This is a genomic window from Nocardioides montaniterrae (assembly GCF_054782655.1).
The window spans coordinates 241,187-265,154 of record NZ_BAAGSB010000002.1 but is presented as its reverse complement, the minus strand read 5'-3'; the positions used below and the strand labels follow the sequence as shown (position 1 = coordinate 265,154).

The 23,968-nt window shown below is 71.7% G+C and carries 20 protein-coding genes; 11 read left to right on the top strand and 9 right to left on the bottom strand.

Translation table 11 applies throughout. The annotated features are described in order from the left end of the window. Positions 1-4: 4 nt before the first annotated feature. A complete protein-coding gene (locus tag ACYVJ3_RS04690; RefSeq protein WP_460851351.1) occupies positions 5-952 on the bottom strand; it encodes a hypothetical protein in 948 nt (315 codons plus the stop codon). A 90-nt stretch (positions 953-1,042) separates the two neighbouring features. Further along, a complete protein-coding gene (locus ACYVJ3_RS04685; RefSeq protein WP_460851350.1) occupies positions 1,043-1,999 on the bottom strand; it encodes a hypothetical protein in 957 nt (318 codons plus the stop codon). Between the two features lie 139 nt (positions 2,000-2,138). On the opposite strand from ACYVJ3_RS04685, the gene ACYVJ3_RS04680 reads away from it, so the two are divergent. From ACYVJ3_RS04680 to ACYVJ3_RS04670, 3 genes are read left to right on the top strand one after another with little or no spacing between them, the layout of a single operon-like run. After that, a complete protein-coding gene (locus tag ACYVJ3_RS04680; protein ID WP_460851349.1) occupies positions 2,139-2,987 on the top strand; it encodes a class I SAM-dependent methyltransferase in 849 nt (282 codons plus the stop codon). 4 nt (positions 2,988-2,991) lie between these two features. After that, a complete protein-coding gene (locus tag ACYVJ3_RS04675; protein ID WP_460851348.1) occupies positions 2,992-3,558 on the top strand; it encodes a serine O-acetyltransferase in 567 nt (188 codons plus the stop codon). An 8-nt stretch (positions 3,559-3,566) separates the two neighbouring features. Then, positions 3,567-4,343, top strand: coding sequence for a class I SAM-dependent methyltransferase (locus ACYVJ3_RS04670; RefSeq protein ID WP_460851347.1), 777 nt, complete (start codon positions 3,567-3,569; stop codon positions 4,341-4,343). Between the two features lie 180 nt (positions 4,344-4,523). Here the strand turns inward: ACYVJ3_RS04670 and ACYVJ3_RS04665 are convergent, their stop codons facing one another. From ACYVJ3_RS04665 to gmd, 4 genes are read right to left on the bottom strand one after another with little or no spacing between them, the layout of a single operon-like run. After that, positions 4,524-5,546 (bottom strand): hypothetical protein, encoded by a 1,023-nt coding sequence (locus ACYVJ3_RS04665; RefSeq protein ID WP_460851346.1) that lies wholly within the window; start codon positions 5,544-5,546, stop codon positions 4,524-4,526. Continuing rightward, the gene (locus ACYVJ3_RS04660) at positions 5,539-6,555 is read right to left on the bottom strand and encodes a glycosyltransferase family 2 protein (protein ID WP_460851345.1); all 1,017 of its coding nucleotides are present in this window, start codon (positions 6,553-6,555) and stop codon (positions 5,539-5,541) included. Before ACYVJ3_RS04660 ends, ACYVJ3_RS04665 begins: the two co-directional genes overlap by 8 nt. Beyond that, positions 6,552-7,835, bottom strand: a complete 1,284-nt coding sequence (locus ACYVJ3_RS04655; RefSeq protein ID WP_460851344.1) for an O-antigen ligase family protein — start codon at positions 7,833-7,835, stop codon at positions 6,552-6,554. Before ACYVJ3_RS04655 ends, ACYVJ3_RS04660 begins: the two co-directional genes overlap by 4 nt. Then, a complete protein-coding gene (gmd, locus tag ACYVJ3_RS04650; protein WP_460851343.1) occupies positions 7,832-8,806 on the bottom strand; it encodes a GDP-mannose 4,6-dehydratase in 975 nt (324 codons plus the stop codon). The genes ACYVJ3_RS04655 and gmd overlap by 4 nt, the downstream gene beginning before the upstream one ends. A gap of 43 nt (positions 8,807-8,849) precedes the next feature. Between gmd and ACYVJ3_RS04645 the strand changes: the two genes are divergently transcribed. Beyond that, positions 8,850-9,926 (top strand): glycosyltransferase, encoded by a 1,077-nt coding sequence (locus tag ACYVJ3_RS04645; protein ID WP_460851342.1) that lies wholly within the window; start codon positions 8,850-8,852, stop codon positions 9,924-9,926. Here the strand turns inward: ACYVJ3_RS04645 and ACYVJ3_RS04640 are convergent. Continuing rightward, positions 9,917-10,870 carry a GDP-mannose 4,6-dehydratase gene (locus ACYVJ3_RS04640; RefSeq protein WP_460851341.1) on the bottom strand — a complete coding sequence of 318 codons (954 nt, stop codon included), beginning with the start codon at positions 10,868-10,870 and terminating at the stop codon, positions 9,917-9,919. The genes ACYVJ3_RS04645 and ACYVJ3_RS04640 overlap by 10 nt on opposite strands. 203 nt (positions 10,871-11,073) lie before the next feature. On the opposite strand from ACYVJ3_RS04640, the gene ACYVJ3_RS04635 reads away from it, so the two are divergent. The 3 genes from ACYVJ3_RS04635 (at position 11,074) to ACYVJ3_RS04625 (ending at position 14,191) form a co-directional block, all read left to right on the top strand. Then, on the top strand, positions 11,074-12,057 hold the full coding sequence (locus tag ACYVJ3_RS04635; protein ID WP_460851340.1) for an NAD-dependent epimerase/dehydratase family protein: 984 nt from the start codon (positions 11,074-11,076) through the stop codon (positions 12,055-12,057). A 32-nt stretch (positions 12,058-12,089) separates the two neighbouring features. Continuing rightward, positions 12,090-13,283 (top strand): glycosyltransferase family 4 protein, encoded by a 1,194-nt coding sequence (locus ACYVJ3_RS04630; RefSeq protein WP_460851339.1) that lies wholly within the window; start codon positions 12,090-12,092, stop codon positions 13,281-13,283. Positions 13,284-13,477: 194 nt separating this feature from the next. Next, positions 13,478-14,191: a sugar transferase gene (locus ACYVJ3_RS04625; RefSeq protein ID WP_460851338.1), complete on the top strand. Its 714-nt coding sequence runs from the start codon at positions 13,478-13,480 to the stop codon at positions 14,189-14,191. Between the two features lie 29 nt (positions 14,192-14,220). On the opposite strand, the gene ACYVJ3_RS04620 is transcribed toward ACYVJ3_RS04625, so the two are convergent. Then, positions 14,221-14,499: a MoaD/ThiS family protein gene (locus ACYVJ3_RS04620; RefSeq protein WP_460851337.1), complete on the bottom strand. Its 279-nt coding sequence runs from the start codon at positions 14,497-14,499 to the stop codon at positions 14,221-14,223. A gap of 80 nt (positions 14,500-14,579) precedes the next feature. Here ACYVJ3_RS04620 and ACYVJ3_RS04615 point away from each other — a divergent pair, with 80 nt between their 5' ends. Next, the gene (locus tag ACYVJ3_RS04615; RefSeq protein ID WP_460851336.1) at positions 14,580-15,302 is read left to right on the top strand and encodes a response regulator transcription factor; all 723 of its coding nucleotides are present in this window, start codon (positions 14,580-14,582) and stop codon (positions 15,300-15,302) included. A 240-nt stretch (positions 15,303-15,542) separates the two neighbouring features. Here the strand turns inward: ACYVJ3_RS04615 and ACYVJ3_RS04610 are convergent, their stop codons facing one another. Continuing rightward, positions 15,543-17,087 carry an FMN-binding glutamate synthase family protein gene (locus ACYVJ3_RS04610; RefSeq protein WP_460851335.1) on the bottom strand — a complete coding sequence of 515 codons (1,545 nt, stop codon included), beginning with the start codon at positions 17,085-17,087 and terminating at the stop codon, positions 15,543-15,545. A 69-nt stretch (positions 17,088-17,156) separates the two neighbouring features. Between ACYVJ3_RS04610 and mshD the strand changes: the two genes are divergently transcribed. The 3 genes from mshD (at position 17,157) to ACYVJ3_RS04595 (ending at position 23,953) form a co-directional block, all read left to right on the top strand. Beyond that, positions 17,157-17,987, top strand: coding sequence for a mycothiol synthase (gene mshD / locus ACYVJ3_RS04605; protein WP_460851334.1), 831 nt, complete (start codon positions 17,157-17,159; stop codon positions 17,985-17,987). Between the two features lie 90 nt (positions 17,988-18,077). Further along, the gene (locus tag ACYVJ3_RS04600) at positions 18,078-23,339 is read left to right on the top strand and encodes a hypothetical protein (protein ID WP_460851333.1); all 5,262 of its coding nucleotides are present in this window, start codon (positions 18,078-18,080) and stop codon (positions 23,337-23,339) included. Beyond that, positions 23,321-23,953 (top strand): hypothetical protein, encoded by a 633-nt coding sequence (locus ACYVJ3_RS04595; protein WP_460851332.1) that lies wholly within the window; start codon positions 23,321-23,323, stop codon positions 23,951-23,953. The genes ACYVJ3_RS04600 and ACYVJ3_RS04595 overlap by 19 nt, the downstream gene beginning before the upstream one ends. Positions 23,954-23,968: the final 15 nt, after the last annotated feature.

Sequence of the window (23,968 nt, the reverse complement as noted above, 5' to 3'; positions counted from 1 at the left end):
GCGTTCAGGCCAGGGCGGGTTCGAGCGCGGCGACGACCGCGTCGGCGATCTTGGTGCGCCCGCTGAACGAGAAGTGCTCGGTCCCGTTGCGCGCGTCCTGGAAGTCGGCCAGCTCCAGCTCGGGGTGGATCAGCCCGGGCAGCCCACGACCCGGGAGGTCGAGCGTCGACTCCAGCACCTCCAGGTTGGCCCGCACGTGGTCGCCGAAGCCGGCGTACAGCCGCTCACCGTGCTCCACCGGAGGAGTGACCCAGTACGCCGCGACGGGTACGCCGTACTCCTCGAGCCGACGCCCGAGGAGGTCGACGGAGGCCAGCTCCGGGTTGCTGCGGTCGAGCACCTCGCCGTGGAAGTAGTCGTACCGCGCGAGCTCGACCTCGACCGGCCAGGGCTCGGGCTGGTTCTCGATCCTGGCCAGGTGCGACCCGACCGTTGCGGACCCGCTCCAGCGAGTGGTGACCTCGAGCGCCCGGAAGGCGGCGAGCTCCTCCTCGCGCCAGGTGCTGCCGCCCTGCGCGAACGCACGGATCGGCTTGCTGCCGGACAGCTTCTCCATCGCCGCCAGCGAGCGGGCGTGGCCGTGGATGGGGTGCTGGCGCACATGGGCGGCGGTGCTGGTGCGGATGCACGCGGTCGTGATGACCGCCCTCGGTCGCTCCGCGACCTCGGCGAGCAGGCGCAGGATGCCGGCGTAGACCGGCGCGCTGTAGCCACCGCCCGCGACGGTCACGACCCGCGCACCGGTGCGGGCGGCGACCATCTCCGGGATCGACGTCCGGTCGGTGTCGGTGCGCGCCCACGCGAGGCAGGAGCTGTCGCCGAGGACGAGCACGTCGACCTCACCGGCGATCAGCGCCGAGCGCGCGTGCGCGACCTGCACGAGGGTCTGGTCGATCCACCGATCGCGCGCACGACGCAGCGCGGAACGGGTCTTGAGAATGGTCGAGACCACTGGGACGAACCTCCGCGGGGGCAACGGGGCAAGCCGGACGAGATGGGGTAGCCGGATGCTAGTGGCCGCACGGAGGTCTGCGGGGCGAAATCAGGACAGGATGTTCTGCAAATTCTCCGAGACGGTCGCCGCGACCTTCACCCGGCCGGCGTACGCGTAGTGCTCGGTGCCGTTGCGGGCGTCCTGGAACTCGTCCTCGGCGAGCACCGGCCGCACCAGCGCGTCGAACCCGTGGCCCTCGAGATCCAGGGCCCGCTCGACCTTGTCGAGGTTGGCCGCCACGTGCTGCGCGAACTCCCCCGGGAACAGGGACTCGCCATGCTCGACGGGCGGGAGGGCCCAGTAGCCGACGACGGGTACGCCGTACGCCACCAGGCTCTCGCCGAGGGATGCCAGCGACTCCAGGGCCGGGTGGTCGTCACCGACGACCTCGCCGTGGAAGTAGTCGAAGCGGCCCCGCTCGAGCTCGATCGGCCACGGCGGCGGGCCCTGGCCCTCGAGCCGGGCGAGGTGCTCGCCCGTCGTCGACGTGCCGCCCCAGCGGGTGGTGATCGGGACGGTGCGGAACTCCTCGATCTCCTTCTTGCCCTGGACGGTACCGCCGTAGCCGAACGCCTTCACCGGGCCCGAGATCGGCCCCAGCGCGGCGAGCGCCTGCAGGGACCGCGGGTGGCCGTGGACCGGGTGCGCGATGACGCCGGTCGAGGTGTTGGTGCGGACGTTGATCGCGACCACGACGGCCTTCGGTCGCTTCGCCATCCCGGACAGCGACCCGATCAGGGCGTCGAACATGCGGGCGTCGTACCCCGCGCCGGCGATCGGGACGACGCGCTGCCCGGACTGCTCGGCGATCAGGTCGGGCACCAGGGTGGTGTCCGTGTCGGCGTACGCCCACGCGAGGCAGGAGCTCTCGGCGAGGACGAGGACGTCGGCCTCGTCGGCCTCGATCGCGACCCGCGCCTGCTCCAGCTTCTGCAGCGTCTGGTCGATCCAACGGTCCCGTGCACGGCGCGCGCGGGCGCGCGCCCTCATCACGATCTCTGACACGACAAGCCCTTCACCACCCGAGATCCCCCCAGGCAATGGGATGCTACCCAGCCCGTTCTTCCGGACGGATAACATCCGCGGCATGGCTCAGGTCACGGCAAACCTCCCCTGTCCGGCTTGTGAATCGCGACGCACCGTCGTGGGTCCGAAGTCCCGGACGCGCTTCCAGATCGTGGCCCGGTGCCGCGACTGCGGCGCCGCGTGGCTGACGAACCCGCCGCACCAGCAGACGTCGTACTCCGTCGACGAGGTCCGTGAGGACTACGTCGACGTGTGGGTCGACAACAAGCGCGAGACGGTCGGCACCGGCGAGTGGCGCAAGCAGCTGGAGTGGCTCAAGGGCGAGCTCGCCGACGAGTTCACCGACGACCACGCACCGATGGTCTACGACCTCGGTGCCGGCGATGGCGAGTTCCTCGCGGTCGCCCGTGACGACTTCGGCTTCCGGGTCGGCGGCAACGACATCCTCGAGGGCGCCGTCCTCACCGCGAAGAAGCGGTACGACGTCGACCTCGACCTCGGCGACCTCTCCACCCTCGACCGTGAGCCGGTCGACGCGGTGACGATGTGGTGCGTGCTCGCGCACACCTCCGACGGCCCCGGCATGGTGGCCGGCGCCGCCTCGATCCTCAAGCCCGGCGGGATCCTGTTCGCGCAGACCCCGCACCGCACCCTGGCCGACGCCGCGTTCATCGGCGCCAAGACGGCCAGCCGTGGCCGGTGGAGCCGCCTGTCCGACCGCCGCCTGGCCGTGCACCACCGCTTCCTGCACACGAAGAAGAGCATCACCGCGCTCCTCGAGCGCCACGGCTTCACCGACATCGACGTGCAGCCCCAGGCGCGCTACTCGCTGTCCTCGGAGGCCTACCTCTCCTCCCTGCGTACGCCGAAGTGGGCGGTCGGTCCGGCGTCCAAGGCGATGGACCTCGCGATCACCGGCCCGCTCGCTCCCCGCATCGTCCTCGACGTGCGCGCCCGGAAGGCCTGAACAGATGCTCGACGTCCTGTCCGAGGACCTGCGCAACTCCGTCGACGGCGGCCGCCGCACGGGCGTGAAGTACCTCGTCTACCTGCTCGGCAAGGCGACCCTGGCGCCCGCCGTCCATGCGCTGGTGGCCTACCGGATCGGCTCGTCGCTGCGCGGCACGCCGTTCTGGCCGTTCGCGTTCGTCCTCAAGGCCTTCGGCATCGTCTGGGCCGGCGCCGACGTGCACCCGAAGGCCGAGATCGGCCCCGGCTTCGTGATGGCCCACGGCACGGGCGTCACCATCGGCGCCGACGTCAAGGCCGGCCGCAACCTGCGCGTCAACACCGGCACCCAGATCGGCGCCATGCGACTGACGGACCCGCTCGACCCGTCGCGCCCGACGTACATCGGCGACGACGTGTTCATCGGCGCCCACGCCATGGTGCTCCAGGACTGCCACCTCGGCGACGGCTGCGTCGTCGGTGCGAACTCGGTGGTCACCCGCGACGTACCTCCTCTCGCGGTCGTCTCGGGCAACCCGGCCAAGGTCGTGCGCATGCTCGACCGGCCGATCTCGGGAGCCCAGGAGTGAGCCCAGGAATGCGCGCAGAAGTGGAGCCGTCCGGCACCTGTCCCGCGTGTGACGGCGCCATGCAGGTCTTCGACTCCATCACCGTCCTCGGCAAGTACGACGCGACGTACCACCGCTGCACCGCGTGCGGCATGGTCGCCGCGCTCGACACCCCGTGGCTCGAGGAGGCGTACACCTCCCCCATCCACGACGCCGACGCCGGACTGCTGCGTCGCGCCCGCCGCTACAGCCAGGTCGCCTCGGCCGTCATCCGCTTCGAGAAGCTGTCCGGCCGGATGCTCGACTGGGCCGGCGGCTACGGCGTCCTCGCGCAGGTCATGCGCGACAAGGGCCACGACTTCTGGCACCACGACGCGTACGCCGAGCCCGTCTTCGCCCGCGACTACCGCGACGAGGGCGAGGGGCCGCTCGGCCTCGTGACCGCCTTCGAGGTGCTCGAGCACCTCGCGGCACCCCGGCAGGAGCTCGCCGAGATCGCGGCGCGCACCGACTACTTCCTGTTCACCACCGAGCTGCTCCCGGAGCCGGCTCCGAAGCTCGACGAGTGGTGGTACTACTGGCCCGAGGTCGGCCAGCACATCTCGCTGCAGACCGTCCCGTCACTACGCGCGATCGGTGAGTCGCTCGGCTTCCAGCTGACCAGCAACGGCCGCAACTGGCACCTGTGGCACCGCGCTCCCCTGGACCCGCGCACCAGGCTGCTCCTCTCGGCCGACCTCAACCGCCGCGCCCGGTTCGTCCGCGACACGATCCACCACACCAAGCAGCGCCTCCGGGCCCGCTGACTTCCGGAATGGTGTGGTGGGGCTCCGGTTTCAAATTCGGGACCCAAATTCAAAACTCACTCACATGTGAGTGAGCGGCGCGAAGCGCCGCTGCCGCGGCGCCGCGCTCACTCACATGTGAGTGAGTTTTGAATTTGGGTCCCGAATTTGAAACCGGAGCCCCACCACACCGACAACCGCTCAGCGGGCGACGAGCCGACTGACGACCTTCCAGATGTACTTCTGGGTGATGATCCGCCGCACGATCTTCCGCAGCCACAGCGGCCGCACGATCTGCTTGGCGATGCGGGAGATGCCGCCGTCGATGCGCAGCAGGATCAGCTCCAGCTCGCGCTCCACGTCGCGGTCCAGGGCGACCTCGGGCGGGTGCACCATCGGGAAGGCCATCTGCTGGGCGGGACGCGGAGTGCGGTTGGCGCGGGTGTGAGTGGCGTCGGGGCCGAAGCCGTCGTTCTCGACGAGGTAGAGCGACGGGGTCACGCTCAGCCCGGCCCGGCTGATGATGGTGACCCACAGGTGGTGGTCCCAGCCGTAGTGGTCGCCGTTGACGGTCTGGGAGACCTTCAGGAAGTGGCGGCGGCCGGCCTCGGTGACCAGCGCGTCGGGATGCGGGGGCGCCGGCACGGTGCGTACGGCGTCCGCGGTGCGCGGGTCCTGCCCGGCACGCCCCTCGGCGCCCTCGTGCCGGCGCGGGAAGACGGCGCGGTGCGCCTTCCACCGGTCGGCCCAGGTCGCCCAGCCCCACACGCTGGTCCACGTGGAGAACGCGTAGCTCTGGCCCTTGAAGGCCTCGAACGGCACCAGCTTCTTGTCGCCGGCGATCATCCAGACGCGGTCGTCGTCGGCGTACCTCTCGAGCAGCTCGTCGCAGAACCGGAAGAACGTCGGGTCCGGGATGCAGTCGTCCTCGAAGACGATGGCGCGGTCGACCTGGGAGAACACCCAGTCCAGGCCGAGCTCGACGTTGGCCTCGAGGCCGATGTTGGAGGCGGCGAACCGGCGCTCGACCTGGCACTCCCAGTCGATGCTGTCGATGATCGCGCGGACCTCGGCGCAGCGCTCGGCATCCTCGGCATTGCCGGGACGCGGGCCGTCGGCGATCACGAAGACCCGGCTCGGCTTCACGTCGCGGAACGCCTCGATCACGCGGGCGGTGACACGCGGGCGGTTGAAGGCGATCAGGACGACCGGGACGTCAGTCACGGGTGGCTCCTCGGTCGGTGAGGCGGGAGGCGATGCGCGTGGTGCTGGCCATCGCCTTGCTGTGCAGGACCTTGCGGCCGACGGCGCGCAGGCGCGGGTTGGTCACCATCCGGCGGGCCAGCTCGACGCTGCGACCGCCGACGCGGCTGAGCAGCAGCTCGAGGTCACGCTCGACCTCCACGTCGAGCGCGACGGCGGCCGGGTGGCGCAGCGGCATCGGCATCGGCAGCGCGGCCTCGGTCTCCCGCTCGAAGACCCCGTGGGTCGCCCCGGCGCCGAAGCCGACGTTCTGCACCATGTTCACGGCGGGCGTGGCCGCGAGGCCGCCCTCGGTCATCATCGTCAGCCACCACTGCTTGTCCCAGCCGTGGCGCACGATGTCCGCGGAGGTGGCCGCCTCGGCGAAGTGCGCACGGCCGGCGCGGGTGACCAGCAGCTCGGGCCGCGGCGCGGCAGGGATCGCTCGGAGGGGAGCGTCACCACCGGGGCCGCGGTGGTCGCGCGGGAACGCCGTACGGTGCCGCTGCCAGCGGTCCGCCCACGTCGCCCAGCCCCAGACACTCGCCCAGGCCGAGAAGCGGTAGCTGTCGCCGCCGAAGTACGCCGACGGCACGCCGTGCCCGTTGCCCGCGACCTGCCAGACGCGCGGGTCGTCGCGGTAGCGCTCGAGCAGCTCGGCGGCGTACGCGAAGAAGGTCGGGTCGGCGACGCAGTCGTCCTCGAGGATGATCGCGGCGTCGGTCTGGCCGAAGACCCAGTCCAGGCCGGTCTCGACGTTGCCCTCGCAGCCGAGGTTGGCGTCGCTGTAGCGGCGGCGTACGTCGCACGGCCAGTCGACCGCATCCATCGCGGCGCGCGTCTCGGCACACAGGCGTACGTCGTCGGGCCGGTCGGCTCGCGGACCGTCGGCGAGCAGGAACAGCTGCTCGGGACGCACCGCCCGGATCGCGTCGAGGGTGCGTGCGGTGTGCGCGGGCCGGTTGAACCCGATCAGGACGACCGCGGTCATCGGGCCGCCACGACCTCGGGTGCCTGCGACAGCGCGCGCTCACCGCGCCACGGCACGGTCGCCAGCATGCCCATCGCCATCGGGATCGCGATGGTGCGGTCGTTGAGGCCCGGGAAGGTCACGCCGATGACCAGGAACAGCCAGGTCAGGTACGCCAGCCGGCGCAGCGGGTGCGTGGTGAACAGCGGACGCGCGAAGAAGTAGCAGTACGCGAGGTACGCGGCGAGGCCGAAGACGCCGAACGCGATCGCCGCCTCCATGAAGACGTTGTGGTAGATCCCGACCAGCGGGTCCAGGCCGTGTCCGAGGAACGGCGAGTGCACGAACTTGTGCCAGCCGTCGGAGAGCGCCGCGGTCCGCTCGCTGTCCGAGCCCTGCGACGTCTTGTCACCGGCCAGGCGGGACAGCGAGCTGCCGGAGCCACCGGCGTGCAGGACGAACGGCATCAGGGCCAGCACGGCGGCCCCGGCGAAGGTCATCAGCAGCGCCCACACGCCCGACCGCTCGGCGATCGGGATGAGCGCGATCACGATCGCGACCGCGAGGGTGGCGCCGCGGCTGCCGCTCATGATCACGACCGAGTACAGGTTGATCGCGATCAGGCCGAGGACGACGACCTTGCTCTTGAGCGTCTCGCAGCGCGGGAAGAGGTAGAGCAGGATCGCGACCGCGGCAGCGCCGGCCAGACCGAAGTCGTTGGGGTGGTGCGAGAACCCCTGGTAGCGGCCGGTGAAGAGGTTCGGCCCCGAGACCAGGCCCTTGGCGATGCTGGCCAGCTGGCCGACGACGTAGCAGCCGAGCAGGCGGTCGATGATCGTGCGATCGGGCGACCACATCACCAGGAAGACCGGGAAGAGCACCGCGACCAGCAACCACTGGAAGAGATAGACGACCGCCGCGATCGGGCTGGCGTTCGCCGCCGAGCAGATCAGGCCGATGATCGAGAGGGCCATCACCGCCATCACGAACCCGCCCTGGATCTCCAGGCGTCGACGGAAGACGACGGGCAGGAGCAGGGCCAGGCCCACCAGCAGGAGTCCGTCGGTCGGCGTGATCGGGCCGACCCCGCCGAGGCCGCGGTACATCGGCGCGGTCATGAAGGCGCCGGCCAGCGCGACCGTGCCCGCCCTGCGGGGTCCGAGGACCGTCACCCCGCACAGGCCGAGCGCGAGGACCGCGATCGCCACGCCGACCAGCGGCCCGAGCGTGACGGCAGCGCCGAAGACCGCCGCCACGACGAACATCGCGGCGGTGACCAGGCGGGTCTCGAGGGAGGTCACCGGCCGAGCAGTCGGCTCATCTGCTCGAGGTCGGCGTCGACCATGAGTGCGGCGAGACCCTTCGCCTCGGTCTGCGGCTTCCAGCCGAGGACGTCGTGGGCCTTGGAGTAGTCACCGATCAGCGCGTCGACCTCGGTCGGGCGCTCGAAGTGCTTGTCGTACCTGACGTGGTCCTCCCAGTCGAGGCCCGCGTGGGAGAAGGCGTACCCGCAGAACTCGCGCACGGTCGTGCCGACGCCGGTCGCGAGCACGTAGTCGGACGGCTCGTCGGCCTGCAGCATCCGCCACATGCCCTCGACGTACTCCTTGGCGTAGCCCCAGTCACGGATCGCCTCGAGGTTGCCGAGCGTGAGGTGGTCGGTGACGCCCAGCTTGATCGCGGCGACGCCGAGGGTGATCTTGCGGGTCACGAAGGACTCACCACGGCGGGGCGACTCGTGGTTGAACAGGATGCCGGAGACCGCGAACATGTCGTAGGCCTCACGGTAGTTGACCGTGACCCAGTGCGAGTAGAGCTTCGCGGCGCCGTACGGCGAACGCGGGTAGAAGACCGTGTCCTCCTTCTGCGGAGGCGGCGTCGCGCCGAACATCTCCGAGGTGGAGGCCTGGTAGAAGCGGGTGTCCAGCTTGGCCGCACGGATCGCCTCGAGCAGCCGCAGCGTGCCGGTCGCGTCGGTGTCGGCGGTGTACTCGGGCACCTCGAAAGAGACCTTCACGTGGCTCTGCGCGCCGAGGTTGTAGACCTCGTGCGGCTCCAGGTCGCGGACCAGGTTGACCAGGCTGACGCCGTCGGTCAGGTCGCCGTAGTGGAGCTTGAGGTTCTCGTCCTTGATGTGGTCGATGCGCGAGCGGTTCAGGGTCGAGGCCCGGCGTACCAGGCCGTGCACCTCGTACCCCTTGCTGAGCAGCAGCTCGGCGAGGTAGGAGCCGTCCTGGCCGGTGACACCGGTGATGAGCGCGCGCTTGGTCACGCCGGAAGAGTAGACCACCGATCCGGACGCTAACGTCGGCGCCGTGCATCTCGTTGTCGACGCCGTCGCCGTCCAGTCCGGAAGCGCCGGAATCGTGGTCGAGCACCTTCTCAACGGGTGGACGCAGCTCCCCCACGACGACCGCATCACGATCCTGACCGGTCCCGAGGGGCCGGCGTTCACGCCGCCCCCCGGCGCTGCCGTGGTCCGGCTCGAGACCCGGCTCCGCGGCGCGGCCGGCAAGGCCTGGCTCCGCTCAGGGGCCGTACGCCGGGCGGCCCGCCGCCTGCGGGCCGACGCCGTCCTCGAGGGAGTGCCCGCCTCCGGCCTGCTCGGCACCCGCGCACGGCGCGGGCTGATCCTCTACGACCTGCGCCACGAGCTGCGCCCGCACCAGTTCTCCCGGGCGACCCGCATCGCCCGCAACCTGTCCTGGGCATGGAGCATGGAGCGCTCGCAGGCGATCTTCACGATCTCCGAGCGGACCCTGTCCGACCTGGCCACGCTGCACCCGCGCTGGGCCGCTCGCGCGAGCGCCGCCGTGCTCGGCTCCGACCACGCCGAGGCCTGGCCGACGCCGGCACCCGATCCGGCGGCTGCGCCGTACGCCCTGGCGTTCGGGCACTTCGCCAACAAGAACGCCGACGCCGTCGTCGCCGGCTGGGCGCGCTTCTGCGAGACCGACACCGCGTGGCAGCTGCGGCTGGTCGGCATGGGCTCGGCAGACCGGGCCGCCGCGGCGGCCGAGGTCGAGCGCCTCGGCATGTCCGACCGGATCACGCTGATGCCGTGGCTGGACGACGACCAGTTCCAGCGTTGCTTCGTCGACGCCGGCCTGGTGATCTTCCCGTCGGACTTCGAGGGCTTCGGGCTGCCCGCGGCCGAGGCGCTGCGGCTGGGCATCCCGACGGTCGTCTCGTCCGACGAGGCGTTGCAGGAGGTCACCGGCGGTCACGCCGCCGTCGCGGACGCGATGACACCCGACGCGCTCGCCGCTGCCTACCGGCGCGCCATCGCCAGCACCGACGAGCAGCGCGCGGCCGGCCGCGCGTTCGCGGAGGACTTCACCTGGCGGCGTACCGCCGAGGTCGTACGCCGGGGCCTGGCCCCTCAGACGTAGGCCGGGTCCTCGACCATGCCGGTGCGCAGCCGCGCCAGGTCGACCTCGACCATCCGGGCGACGAGCTCCTCGAAGCCGACGGTCGCGCTCCAGCCCAGCGCCGCCGCGGCCCGCGGGTCGGCGACCGTCACCCCGGTGTCCGCCGGCCGGAGCAGTGCCTCGTCGGTGACCACCCGCGACCACACGTCGTCGACCCCCGCCGCGGCGAACGCCGTCTCGACCAGCTCGCGCAGCGTGTGTCCCACGCCCGTGCCGATCTCGACGTCGACCGGCTCGTCGGCGGCGAGCATCAGCCGCATCGCCTCGACGTAGTCGCCGGCGAAGCCCCAGTCCCGCGTGACATCCAGGTTGCCCAGCTCGAGCGTCTCGGCCCGGCCCAGCGCGATCGCGGCTGCCCCCGCGGTGATCTTGCGGGTCACGAAGCGCTGGTCGCGCAACGGGCTCTCGTGGTTGAACAGGGTGGCCACGACGGCGTGCAGGCCGCGCTCGGCACGCGTCTTCTCGACGAGTGCGGCGGCCTCGGCCTTGGAGCGGGCGTACGGGCTCTCCCCCACCCGGGCCTCGGCGGAGGAGGCCTGGAACAGCCGGGGCGCCGGCCCGGGGAGCGCGACACACGCGTCGAGCAGCGCCGCCACCGGCGCGGTGTTGCAGGCGAAGGTGAGCTCCGGCTCCTCCCAGCTGCGCCCCACCGACGTCATGCCCGCGAGGTTGTAGATCTCGCCGGGGGCGACAGCGGCGACCAGCGCGGCCAGCGCCGCCGTGTCGCGTACGTCGAGCACGACCGTCTCGAGACCGGGCGCGTAGATCGACGTACGAGCCGTCCCGTCGCCGTGGGGCGAGACCGTGCCGACGACACGCCGACCGTCGGAGAGCAACCTGCGGGCGAGGTAGATGCCGTCCTGACCACCGGCCCCGGTGATGAGAGCCGTCGGTCGGGAAGCCACGCCCGGAGTCTACGAAGGCGCGGCCGACCGCTCCTCGGCGCCTGCGGCCCACTGGTCCAGCCCACCCGTTATGGTGTGCCGCGGTGCTCGGCTGGCATCGGCGTACGTGGACGGCTCACTGTGGTGGACGACACACGTCGTAGGGTCCAGCCGTCGCCGATTTCGCTGGGGGGCGGCATCTACACCAACTCCGGGAGTTGTTCATGAGCACGGGTCCAGTCGACGTCCTTGTCGCCGGCGGCGGCGGTTTCATCGGTGGCCACTTGGTCGCCGACCTCCTGCAGCAGGGCCTGACGGTCCGCTCGGTGGACGTCAAGCCGCAGAGCGAGTGGTACCAGGTCCACGAGGGTGCCGAGAACGTCGTCGCCGATCTCTCCCTGCGGGAGAACGCGTTCGAGCAGACCGACGGCGCTCGCGAGGTCTACATGCTGGCCGCCGACATGGGCGGCATGGGCTTCATCGAGAACAACAAGGCCCTGTGCATGCTCACGGTCAACACGAGCACGCACATGCTCGAGGCCGCGCGCAACGCCGGCGTGGAGCGCTACTTCTACTCCTCCTCCGCGTGCGTCTACAACGGCTCCAAGCAGACGGACCCGAACGTCACCGCGCTCAAGGAGTCCGACGCCTACCCGGCCGACCCCGAGGACGGCTACGGCTGGGAGAAGCTCTTCTCCGAGCGGATGGCCCGCCACTTCCTCGAGGACTTCGGCCTGCAGACCCGCGTCGCCCGCTACCACAACGTCTACGGCCCGGAGGGCACGTGGAACGGCGGCCGCGAGAAGGCCCCCGCCGCGACCTGCCGCAAGATCGCCGAGGCGGTCATCTCCGGCAACCACGAGATCGACATCTGGGGCGACGGCGAGCAGACCCGTTCCTTCATGTACGTCGACGACTGCGTCAAGGGCTCGCAGATGTTCCTCAAGGGCGACAGCTCCGTGCCGGTCAACCTCGGCTCGTCCGAGCTGATCTCGATCAACGACCTCTACTCGATGGTCGAGGGCTTCGCCGGCATCAAGTGCAAGCGCAACTACCAGCTCGACGCTCCTCAGGGAGTCCGCGGCCGCAACTCCGACAACACCATGATCAAGGAGATCTACGGCTGGGAGCCGTCGATCACCCTGCTCGAGGGCATGGAGAAGACCTACGAGTGGGTCTACAACCAGGTCAAGCGCACGCACGGCTGACCATCCCACCTTCCAGCGAGGGAGCTCCCACCTTGCGGATCCTGGTCCACGACCACTCCGGCCATCCGTTCCAGGCCGAGCTCAGCCGTGAGCTCGCCCGGCGCGGCCACATCGTCACGCACTCCTACGTCGCCGGGTATGTCTCCGGCAAGGGCAAGCTCGCCGCCGAGCCCGGCGAGACCATCACCTTCGAGGGCATCGGCGGCGAGGCTCCGATCGACAACATGCGCATGCGCGAGCGCCTGGTGCGCGAGGTCAAGCGCGGGTTCGAGCTCGTCGCGCACGTCCGCCGCGTCGACCCCGACATCACCATGCTGTCCAACGTGCAGATCCCGACCCTGGTGATCTTCTCGCTGGCGATGATCGTGCTGCGCCGGCCGTGGGTGCTGTGGCACCAGGACGTGTACGCCGTCGCCGTGCGCTCGCTGACCGGCACCAAGCTGCCCAAGCGCTTCGCCGTGGTGGCTGCCGCCTTCGAGGTCGCCGAGCGCTTCTGCTCGCGGCGGGCGAAGGCGATCGTCGTGATCGCCCCGTCGTTCGTCCCGGTCCACGAGAAGTGGGGTACGGCGGACAAGACGACCGTGATCCCCAACTGGGCGCCGCTCGACGAGATCTTCCCGGTCGAGCGCAAGAACGACTGGGCCACCGAGAACGACCTCGACGCGACGCCGACCCTGCTGTACTCCGGCACCCTCGGCCTCAAGCACAACCCGCGGCTCCTGGTGCGCCTGACCCGGCGGGTCCTGGATCGCGGCCAGGACGTGCGGCTGGTCGTGGTGAACAGCGGCCCGGCGATCGACGTCATCCGCGACGAGGCCGACCAGCTCGGCGTACCGGTCACGCTCCTGCCGTTCCAGCCCTACGAGCGCCTGCCCGAGGTGCTCGGCGCCGGCGACGTCCTGCTCGTGCTGCTGGACAAGGAGGCCGGCGCGTTCTCGGTGCCCTCCAAGACGCTCTCCTACCTCTGCTCCGGGCGACCCGTGCTGGGCATGCTCCCCGCGGAGAACCTCGCCGCCGACCTGATCGCCCGCGCCGACGGACGGGTGGTCGAGCCCGAGGAGCACGATCTCGAGGCGGCGGCCGTCTGGGTCGCCGGCGTGCTCGCCGACGACGAGCGTCGCCGGCAGATCGGCCAGTCCTCGCGCAGCCTGGCCGAGGAGGAGTTCGCCCTGCCCCGATGCGCCGATCGCTTCGAGCAGCTGCTGACTGCGGCCGCGCACCGTTGACGCCCTCGAGCGAATTCGGTCGATGACGTGACAGGAAACACCCGTCGCCCTAACTTGGTCCCTGGAAGTGTGGAATTTCTTGACCAGAGACCGTTACCCGGGCATGGGTCTCTCGTTGAGGAAGGACGCGGGGGGTCGCACTGGGGTTCGCGCAGGTCGGCACCGGGGTCTGACCGAGTGGGAGGTACACGTACGTGAAGAAGCGCCTCTTTGACGTGGTGGTCGTGTCGTTGGCCGCTCTTGCCTGGATACCCGTCGTCGTCCTCACCAGCATCGCCGTCCTGCTGCTCTCGGGTCGCCCGGTCTTCTACCGTTCGCGTCGTTGGGTCAGCGCCAAGGACGCGATCGTCATGCTGAAGTTCCGCGTGATGATCCGTGACGCCGACCGGATCACCGAGCCGATCGAGGCCGGCCGCTTCCTCAACACCCCGTCGTCCTCGCCGCTCTACACCGGCATCGGCCGGGTGCTCGAGCGCGTCGGCTTCACCGAGCTGCCGCAGCTCTTCCACGTCCTCAGCGGCGAGATGACCATCGTCGGTCCCCGCCCGCTCACCGACAAGGTGCGCGAGTGCCTGCTCGAGCAGCACCCCGACCTGGACCAGCGCTGGACCCACGAGCGCGCCGGCCTCACCGGCCTGCCGCAGCTCGTCGGCCGCGAGGACCTCACCGACACCCAGCGCCTCATGCTCGAAGAGGCGTACGACCGGATGGCCGGTCAGCGCTACCGCGTCACGACCGACTTCATGATCCTGCTCTACACCGTGATGATCGTGCTCCGGCTCAAGCGGCCGATGAGCTTCGAGCAGGCGATGTCCCTCGCCGACCGCCACCAGCCGCACCACCTGCACGTCCCGCAGCCGCCGGCGAGCTTCGCCGGCGCCGCGGACGCCGACCCGGTCGCTTCCTGAGGCCAGCGGGGCCCGCGAGGGCCCCTGCGTCACCCTCCGGCGAACGGCGGGAGGAACTCGACCGTCTCCCCCGGCCCCACGACGACCTGCCCGGGGTCCGCGGAACCGACCGGGACCTCCCCCAGAAGGACCGAGCACACGGCGAGGACGGCCGCCAGCCGACCGGTGTCGGCGTGCCGGCGTACGACCTCGGAGCGGAGCTCCGCGAGCGTCATCGGACCGTTGACCTGCACCGATTCCTCCGCCACACCGGCCGCTGCGCGCGCCCCTGCCCAGTAGCGGACCCGAATGACCTCCGTCTCAGTCAAGCCCGATGTCCTTTCCCGCGAAGTCGGTGTTCCGTTAATCTTGCCCCTCACGTGGTCCATCGGATCAGGGAGGAGCGCTCATGAGCAGTCTGCTGCTGTTGACCAGCGCGCTGCAGCCCTCCGCCGAGGTGCTGCCCGGGCTCGCCCTGCTGCCCCATCACGTCAAGATCCTCCCCGCGGAGGGCGCGGCCCTCCTCGAGGCGCCCGACGCCGACCTCCTGCTGGTCGACGGCCGGCAGGACCTCGCCGGCGCGCGCGACCTGTGCCGCCTGATCCGCACGACCGGCAGCGACGCCCCGGTCCTCCTCATCGTCACCGAGGGCGGCCTGTCCGTCGTCGCCCACGACTGGGGCATGGACGACGTCGTGCTGCACACCTGCGGTCCCGCCGAGCTCGAGGCACGCATCCGTCTGGCCATCGGCAAGCTGGCCGCCGAGCGCAACGCCTCCGACCCCGACTCCCACCTGATCCGGTCGGGCGAGGTCGTGGTCGACGACGCGACGTACACCGCCAAGGTCGGCGGACGCGTGCTCGACCTGACCTTCAAGGAGTTCGAGCTCCTCAAGTACCTCGCCCAGCACCCCGGTCGCGTCTTCAGCCGCCAGCAGCTGCTGCAGGAGGTCTGGGGCTACGACTACTTCGGCGGCACCCGCACCGTCGACGTCCACGTACGTCGCCTCCGCGCCAAGCTCGGCCCCGAGAACGAGATCCTCATCGGCACCGTCCGCAACGTCGGCTACCGCTTCGTGCTGCCGAGCAAGGACAAGGCCGCCTCCGAGGACCTCGACCACCAAGACGCCTGAGCCTCGCCCGACGCCGCTCGGTCGTGATCCAGAGGGGCGGGGTCCGTCGTCGGGCACCCTCGGCGACCGCTACGGACTATGGGCCAGTTGGCCCATAGTCCCTACCTCTCGACCAGGTCCCGGACCCGTACGACATTCGACGGACTATGGGCCAACTGGCCCATAGTCCGTGATGGGTCGCCGAGGGTGCCCGCCCAGGACCCCGGCCCTCTGGGTCACGACCTCCCTGCAGGGTGACGCTCAGGCGGGATCGGCCTCGTTGAACGACTCGCTGGTGTGCATCAGGTCGATCAGCTCGGCGCGGAGGCGGTCACCCAGCTCACCCCAGCCGTCCTTGTAGCCGTAGACGCTCCCGAGCGAGCGAGCGTCGTAGTCGCCCTGGAAGATGTCGACGTCGCCGGTGGTGATCAGTGCCGGGTGGGCCACGCCGACGGCCGCGGAGACGCGGGTGAGCTCCTTGCGCAGGGTGCGCAGGTAGACCGCGCAGCGCTCGGCCTTCAACGTCGGGTCGAGGCCGCGGACGAGCCACGGGTTCTGGGTGGCGACGCCGGTCGGGCAGTGGTCGGTGTGGCACTTCTGGGACTGGATGCAGCCGATGGAGAGCATCGCCTCGCGGGCGACGTTGACCATGTCGACGCCCAGCGCGAACGCCACGATCGCGTTGTCGGGCAGGCCGAGCTTGCCGGAGCCGATGAAGGTGACCTCGTCGGTGAGACCGAGCTCCGCGAACGCGCCGTACGCACGCGAGAAACCCATCCGCCACGGCAGCGAGACGGAGTCGGCGAAGATCAGGGGGGCGGCGCCGGTGCCGCCCTCGCCGCCGTCGATGGTGATGAAGTCGACGCCGCGCTCATCGGTGGCCATGTGCCGGGCGAGGTCGAGCCAGAAGCCGTCCTCGCCGACCGCCGACTTGATGCCGACCGGCAGGCCCGTCTCGCTGGCCAGCATCTCGACGAAGTCGAGCATCGAGTCGACGTCGTGGAACGCGCTGTGGCGTGAGGGCGACGCGCAGTCCTTGCCCATCGGGATACCGCGGATCGCGGCGATCTCCTCGGTGATCTTGGCGGCGGGCAGCAGGCCGCCCAGACCGGGCTTGGCGCCCTGGCTGAGCTTGATCTCCAGAGCGCGGACCGGGGCGCTGTCGATCGACTCCTTCAGCTTGTCGATGGAGAAGGCACCCTTCTCGTCACGGCAGCCGAAGTACGCCGTACCGATCTGCATGATCAGGTCGCCGCCGCTGCGGTGGTACGGCGAGATCGCACCCTCGCCGGTGTTGTGCAGGCAGCCGGCAGCCGCCGCGCCCTTGTTGAGGGCGGTGATGGCGGCCGAGGACATCGAGCCGAAGCTCATCGCGGAGACGTTGACGACCGACTCGGGACGGAACGCCTTGGCCCGCTTGCGCGGACCACCGAGCACCTTGGCGCTCGGGAGCGTCCAGTTGGCGTCGTGGTCGTCGGGCAGGGAGTGCGCGAACGTGCGCTGCTTGATGTAGGCGTGGCCCTGCGTGTGCTCGACGTCCATGTCGGTGCCGAAGCCGAAGTAGTTGTTCTCCTCCTTGGAGGAGGCGTAGATCCACGTGCGCTGGTCGCGGCTGAACGGTCGCTCCTCCTCGTTGGAGGTGACGATGTACTGCCGCAGCTCGGGTCCAATCGTCTCCAGCCAGTAGCGGGCGTGACCGAGAACCGGGAAGTTGCGCTGGAGCGCGTGCTTCTTCTGCGTCAGGTCCTTCACAGCGACGACTCCGAGCGCCGCCGTCGCCGCCCCCACCACGTGGCTCATCTTCATGGGGCGTGTTTACCCCTTCACGGTGTCGCATGTAAACGGATCACCGATTGTCCTGGTTAACGTTCACCCGTGGAGTGGTTGAGCGGAGAGGCCGCGGTCGCGGCCATCGAGGACGTACGCCGACGCTGCCGCGACGCCGGCGAGCCCGACCCGCTCGACGAGGCGGCCGACCTCCGCCTGCGGCATGAGGGGCTCGGCGAGTCCTGGGCCCTCGGCGACGGCTTCGCGCTGCGCTCGTCTGGGACGCTCGACCTCGTCGTCGCCCCCGACGCCCGCGGCACGGGTCTCGGCGGCCGGCTCGCCCAGGCTGCCTGTCGGCAGGCAGGCGCGCTCGGCGCCTGGTCGCACGGCGACCACCCGGCCGCCCGCCGCCTCGCGCCCGCGCTCGGGTTCGCCGCGGTGCGTGAGCTGTGGGTGATGCGGCGCGCTGCCGGCGTGCTCCCCCAGGAGCGCAGCAACGTCCGGATCCGCCACTTCGAGGGCGAGCAGGACGTCGCCGGGCTGCTGGAGGTCAACGCGGCCGCGTTCGCGCACCACCCGGAACAGGGGGCGCTGGACCGACTCGGGCTCGCCGTACGCATGGCGGAGCCGTGGTTCGACCCGGTCGACCTGCTGCTCGCGGAGGACCCGGACGGCACCCTGCTCGGGTTCCACTGGACCAAGCGTCACGACGCCGACCACGGCGAGGTGTACGTCGTCGGTGTCTCGCCGTCGGCGCAGGGTCGCGGCCTCGGCCGGCTGCTCACGGTGGCCGGTCTGCACCACCTCGCCGAGCGCGGCGTTCGCGAGGTGATCCTGTACGTCGAGGCCGACAACGTGCCCGCCGTCCGGCTCTACACCTCGCTCGGCTTCACCCATCTGCGCACCGACACGCACGTCCAGTACCGCCGAGAGGCCTGACGAGGAACACCGATCGGGCTAAGGTCCGGGAGGTGGTCGATCCGGCCAACCTGCCTACTTCACCTCTTCCCCTAGGTAGCATCTGCCGTTATGAGTTCGGTCACTGACGACGAGCCGACCCCTGAGGGGTCCGGTCTCGGAGGCTCGCGCCCCAAGCGCGGCATCGTCGACCGATTCCGTCGGCACAAGGACGAGGTCCCCGAGATCGAGGAGCTCGACGCTGCCGATGCCGCGGCGCTGATCGCGCTCGACGGCGCTCAGCTGGACCATGGCGACGACGACGGTGACGACATCGCCCAGCTCGTGGCCAACCGTGGTCCCAGCCGCACGTCGACCAACACCGAGGTCCCGGACGGCGATCCCAGCGTCAACTGGTCGGCGTTCGTGATCCCCGATGGCGCTCGCGGCATGCCCGAGCCCGCCACGTCGACCACCCCGGATGCTCCCGTCGACGAGACGCCCGCCGCGCCCGCCGACGAGCCCGCCACGGCTGAGGACGAGGCGCCCGAGACGGACGACGTACCGGCCACCCAGCTGATCGACCTCCCGACCGAGCCGGAGGGCGACCAGGACGCGACCGCGGACGCCGTTCCCACGGCGACCGGCGCACCGCAGGACGCCACGCTCGACGACTGGTGGGCGACCGTCAAGCCCGCCGGGTCCGCCGCCGACGCCGGCGAGACCGCCGAGCTGCCCCTGGTCTGGGACGAGCCGCAGGTCGACGAAGCGGTCGTCGAGCCTGCCGAGACCCCGTCCGACGAGCACGCGGCCGACGAACCGGTGGTCGAGCCTGCCGAGGCCCCTGCTGCCGAGGAGCCCACCGCCGTCGACCCGCTCACCGACCCCCTGCCTGCGGTCGCCGACGAGCCGATCGACGAGCCCACCGTCGACGCCCATGACGACGCCCATGACGACGGCCCCGGCCTGCACGAGGACACCGACGAGGACAGCCGACGCGTCATCGCGCAGGCCTTCAGCGGCGGCTTCGCCGATCCGAACCCGCCTGCCGTCCAGCGCCGCATGTGGAACCGGCGCAAGGAGGCCGGCACCCAGCCGCTGCCCGCGCCTCCGCAGGTCGCCGCGCCCATGCCCGAGGCCGACCTGGCCGCCGCTGCCGCCGAGGTCGCCGAGCCGCTGAGCGGCGCCGACGCCGCGCGCGCCCATGCCGTTGCCGAGCAGGCTGCGCGGTTGCGGCGCGACGCGGAGATGGCGGCCGCCGTGCAGGCCGCTGAGCGCATCGCCGCCGACGAGGCCGCTCACAAGGCCAGCCAGGCCCGCGAGGAGGCCGACCGCCTGGCCCGCGAGCAGTCCGAGGCCGCTGCCGAGGCCCATCACGCCCGAGCCGAGGCCGAGACGCTCGCCCGCGAGGCCGCCGAGGCCCGCGAGGCCGCCGAGAGCGCGGCACGCGAGCGCGCCGAGTTCGCCGACGCCGAGTCGGCCAAGCGCGAGGAGGCCGACCGCCTCGCCCGCGAGCAGGCCGAGCTCGCCGCCGCCGCGCATGCCAAGCGTGAGGAGGCAGAGCGGCACGCCCGCGAGCAGGCCGAGCTCGCCGCCGCCGCCGCACAGGCGCGCCAGCAGGCGGAGGCCCAGGCACAGGAGTACGCCGCCGCCGCCAGCCGGGCCCACGAAGGCCGCACCGCCGCCGAGAACCGCGCCCGCTCGCTCGCCGAGCAGGCCGCCGCGATGGCCGCCGAGCACGCCGACTTCGCCCGCCACATGCTCGAGGCCCGCGAGGCCGCGGAGCGCAGCTCGGCCGAGATCGCCGCGGCCCGCACCCTCGCTGAAGAAGCTGCCCGCCAGCAGGCAGCACTCGCCCTCGCTGCGCACGAGGCGTCGACCGCCGCCGAGGAGCGCGCGCTGATGCTGGCCGAGCAGGCCGCCGCCAGCGCCGAGGAGCACGGCGAGCGCACTCGCCAGGCCGCCGCCGAACGTGCCGCCGCCGAAGCCGCTGCCGCCGAGCACGCCCGCCTCGCCCAGGAGGCCCACGACGCCCGCAGTGCCGCCGAGGACGCCGCCCGCCAGCAGGCCGAGCTCGCGCGCATCGCCCTGGAGACCGCGGAGGCCGCGCAGGGTCGTGCCCAGGAAGCGGCCGCCCGGGCCGAGGAGCACATCACCGCACGCGCTGCCGCCGACGAGTCCGCCGCCGCTCAGGCCCGCGCGGCCGAGCAGGCCCACGAGGCCCGCCGCCTCGCCGAGGTCGCCGCGCGCGAACAGCTCGACCTGGCCCGTGAGGCACAGGCCGCGGCTGCCGCCGCCCACCAGACCGCCGCCTCGCTCGCCGAGGAGAACAAGGCCACCACCGCCGCGCTCGCCCAGGCCGCCGAGATCGCGACCAGCGCGAACATGGCCCGCACCGAGGCCGAGCAGCGCGCCGCCACCGCGCTCACCCAGCTGCAGCAGGCGGCCGAGGACCACCGCGCCTCGCTGTCCGTCGTGCAGAGCGAGCTCGTCGCCGTGCAGCAGCAGCTGCTCGAGGCTGCCCGCGGACGCGCGGAGGCCGAGAAGGCTGCCGCCGCGCAGGCCCAGGCACGTGCCGAGGCCGAAGCCCGCGCCGCCGAGCTGGTCGTCGCCCACCAGCGGGGTCTCGAGGTCGCCCACAGCCAGGCCGAGGCGCGCGCCGCGGCCGAGGCGCGTGCCGAGGAGCTCGCCGCCGAGGTCGAGCGTGCCAAGGCAGACGCCGCCCGGATCACCGCCGAGCACGCCGCCGCCCGCACCGCAGCCGAGGCGCGCGCCCACCAGCTCGCCGCCGAGGCCGCCCAGGCCAAGGCGGACGCCCGCGCCACGATCGAGCTGCACGCCCAGGCACTCGCCGACGCCGACGACCGGGCGCTCGCCCTCGCCCACGAGGCAGCCGAAGCCCGTGCCACCGCCGATGCCACCACCGCCGAGCACGCCCAGGCCCGTGCCGAGGCCGAGGCACGCGCGAACGCGCTCGCCGCCGAGGCCGCGCAGGCCCGTGCTGAGGCCGCCGAGGTGACCCAGCTCCACGAGCAGGCCCGTCTGCATGCGGAAGCGCGCGCCGAGCAGCTGGCCGCTGAGGCGGCCGAGGCCCGTACTGCCGCCGAGAGCGCGGCCACCGCCCACGAGAACGCCACCCGCGACGCCGACTCCCGGTCGGCCGAGCTGGTCGACGCCCACCAGCGCAGCATGGCCGACCTCGAGGCACAGACCAATGCACGACAGAGCGCCGAGCAGCGCGCCGAGGAGCTGGCCGCCGAGGCCGCCGCCGCCCGCGAGGACGCCGAGCGCCGCGCAGCCGAGCACGCCCGTGCCCGCGAGGAGGCGGAGGCCCGCGCCACCGCCCTCGCCGCCGAGGTCGAGGCAGCCCGTCAGGAGCTCCAGGCTCGCGAGGCCGCCGACGCAGCGGCCACCAAGGCCCGCGAGGACGCCGCAGCCGCCGAGGCCCAGGAACGGGCCGACGAGCGCGAGCGTGCCCTCGAGGCCGCCCGGGCCGAGGCTCGTGCCGAGGCTGAGGAGCGCGCCAAGGCAGCCGCTGAGCAGGCACGCCTCGCGGAGGAGGAGCGCGCGAAGGCTGCCGACGAGAAGACCCGGCTCGCCGCCGAGGCCGCCGCCGAGGAGGAAGCCCGCCGCCAGGCCGAGGCCGCCGCCGAGGAAGAGGCCCGCCGCCAAGCCGAGGCCGCCGCCGAGGAAGAGGCCCGCCGCCAGGCCGAGGCCGCCGCAGCGGTTCCCCCGACGGACGCGGTCGAGGAGATGTCCGGCTCCGCCGACGCCGATCAGACGCCGGCCGTGGAAGCCGAGCCCCATGACCTGCTCGACCGCTGGAGCGCGGCGCGCGACGTCGAGGCGCCTGTCGACGCTCCGGCCGAGACGCCGGTCGAGGCCGACGCTGCGTCAAGCGAGACCGCCGAGCCCAACGAGCTGCTCGACCGCTGGAGCGCTTCGCGTCACACGGAGGAGCCGACCGCGCCCGAGACTCCCGCAGCAGAAGCCGAGACGCCCGCTGCCGAGGCCCAGCCCGACCACGAGCGGGCATCGGTCGTCGACAGGTGGCGCAACCTGGCGGCCAGCCGCCAGTCGGCCGGCGCGGCAGCAGCTGTCGCGGCCGGCCTGGCCGGCGCCGCCATCGTCGCGCACCACGACGACGAGTCCGACAGCGCCGATGACGAGACCGCGACGCAGGACGAACCCGCCGCCCAGGTTCCCGCCGAGTCCGCCGACACTGCCGAGCCCGCCGAGTCCGCCGACACCGCTGAGCCCGCCGAGTCCGCCGACACCGCTGAGCCGGCCGCGGGCGCCGATCTCTTCGACCGCTGGAACGCTGCTCGCGCAGCCACCGGCGAGACCCCCACGATCGCCGAGCCGACCTCCGCCGAGCCTGTCGCGGAGACTGCTGACATCACGCCCGAGGCCGAGTCTGTCGCCGAGACCGACGCCGCCGAGCCGGTCGCGGAGACCACTGACGTCACTCCCGAGGCCGAGGCCGAGACCGAGGCCGTCGCAGAGCCCGAAGCGACCGAGCCCGACGAGGACGAGCCGGAGGTCGAGGAGACGCTCACCCCGACCAGCAGCCTGCTCGACAGCTGGCGCAGCCGTGCGATCGTCGAGGACGACGCGGACGAGATCGCCCAGCCGGCCGCTGCGGACGACGTCGCCGTAGACGCCACCGACGACGACTCCACCGCGGACGAGCCCGACCTGCAGGAGCCCGAGGCCCCCGAGGCCCCCGAGGCCCGCGAGGCCCCCGAGGCCGGCGACGACGTCACGGCCGACCCCGAGCCGGCATTCTCCCTGGCCCCGACCCCGACCGAGCCCGAGGTAGAGCCCGAGACCGAGCCGGAGACCGCCGTACTTCCGGTCGTCGCCGCCGAGCCCGAGGCCGACCCCGAGGCCGACCCCGAGGCCGACGAGGCCGAGGAGCACGCTGCCGCGATCGAGGCCCCGGCTGCCGCAGCGCCGGGCACCGGCAAGACGTTCCACGCCAAGCGCGGCTCCGGAAGCCTCGCGCCCGTGGCGATCCTGATCGCGCTCGGCTGCGCGGCGGTCGTCGGGCGAATGGCGTTCCTGCACACGCTCCGCAGCGACATCCCCCTCGCGGCCATCCTGTCGGGCATCGCAGCGGTCCTCCTGGGCTACGCCCTGAAGGTCAACAGCTCGCAGAAGTCCGTCGACATCGACGAGAACGGACTGCTCAAGGTCTCCGTCGGAGACATGAGCAGTCGCTTCGACCTGACCAGCCCCAACACCAAGATCGACCAGGCGGGTAACGCCGGCGAACGGGGATGGAAGATCATGGTCTTGCGAAAGAGCATGTCGCCGGTGACCATCGACGCCAAGCTCGTTGACCCCAAGAAGTTCATGGAGGCACTCCGCCAGTGGCGACCGGACCTGTAGAAGCAGACCCGGCCAAGCACGTTCAGGCCGACGACAACCTCGCTCTCAAGTACGCCGAGAGCGAGGCGAACGTCCAACGGCTGACCGCCGAGCTCCAGCAGGCGCGTGAGCGCATCGCTGCCCTCGAGTCGCGACCGCCGACCACCGACGAGACGCAGCTGTCCCTCTTCGAGGGAGGCGACTACAACGGCGGCGGCCTGACCGGCGACGGCAGCGACCCGCGGGTGCTCTCGGCAGTGCTGTGGGCGACGGCCGTCGTCTCCGGCATGGTCGTGCTGCTCGCGCTGCTCAACCACAACCTGTTCAGCATCTTCGGCATCTTCATGCTCGCGGTGACCATCGGTCTGGCGTACGCCGCCATGCGCACCAAGGTCGAGCCGATCGAGGTCAGCGTCGTGCGTGGTCTCGTCTACGTGAAGAAGGGCGAGAACACCAACCGGTTCGACGTACGCAGTCCTGCGACCGTCGTGCGCGAGGTCGGTCGCCCGGGCGATGCCGACTGGCGCCTCGAGTTCGACCGCAAGGGCATGGAGCCCTACGTCATCAACGCCTCGATGGTGCCGGACCCCACCGACTTCATGGCGCAGGTGCGCCAGTGGCGCGCCGACGTCTGAGGGCCGCGACGCCCT

Bases quoted from the DNA above. Each gene is read 5' to 3' on its own strand.
- ACYVJ3_RS04675 (WP_460851348.1), top strand. From the start codon at position 2,992: ATGCTCGACGTCCTGTCCGAGGACCTGCGCAACTCCGTCGACGGCGGC.
- ACYVJ3_RS04670 (WP_460851347.1), top strand. From the start codon at position 3,567: ATGCGCGCAGAAGTGGAGCCGTCCGGCACCTGTCCCGCGTGTGACGGC.
- ACYVJ3_RS04660 (WP_460851345.1), bottom strand. From the start codon at position 6,555: ATGACCGCGGTCGTCCTGATCGGGTTCAACCGGCCCGCGCACACCGCA.
- ACYVJ3_RS04635 (WP_460851340.1), top strand. From the start codon at position 11,074: ATGAGCACGGGTCCAGTCGACGTCCTTGTCGCCGGCGGCGGCGGTTTC.
- ACYVJ3_RS04615 (WP_460851336.1), top strand. From the start codon at position 14,580: ATGAGCAGTCTGCTGCTGTTGACCAGCGCGCTGCAGCCCTCCGCCGAG.
- ACYVJ3_RS04610 (WP_460851335.1), bottom strand. From the start codon at position 17,087: ATGAAGATGAGCCACGTGGTGGGGGCGGCGACGGCGGCGCTCGGAGTC.
- ACYVJ3_RS04600 (WP_460851333.1), top strand. From the start codon at position 18,078: ATGAGTTCGGTCACTGACGACGAGCCGACCCCTGAGGGGTCCGGTCTC.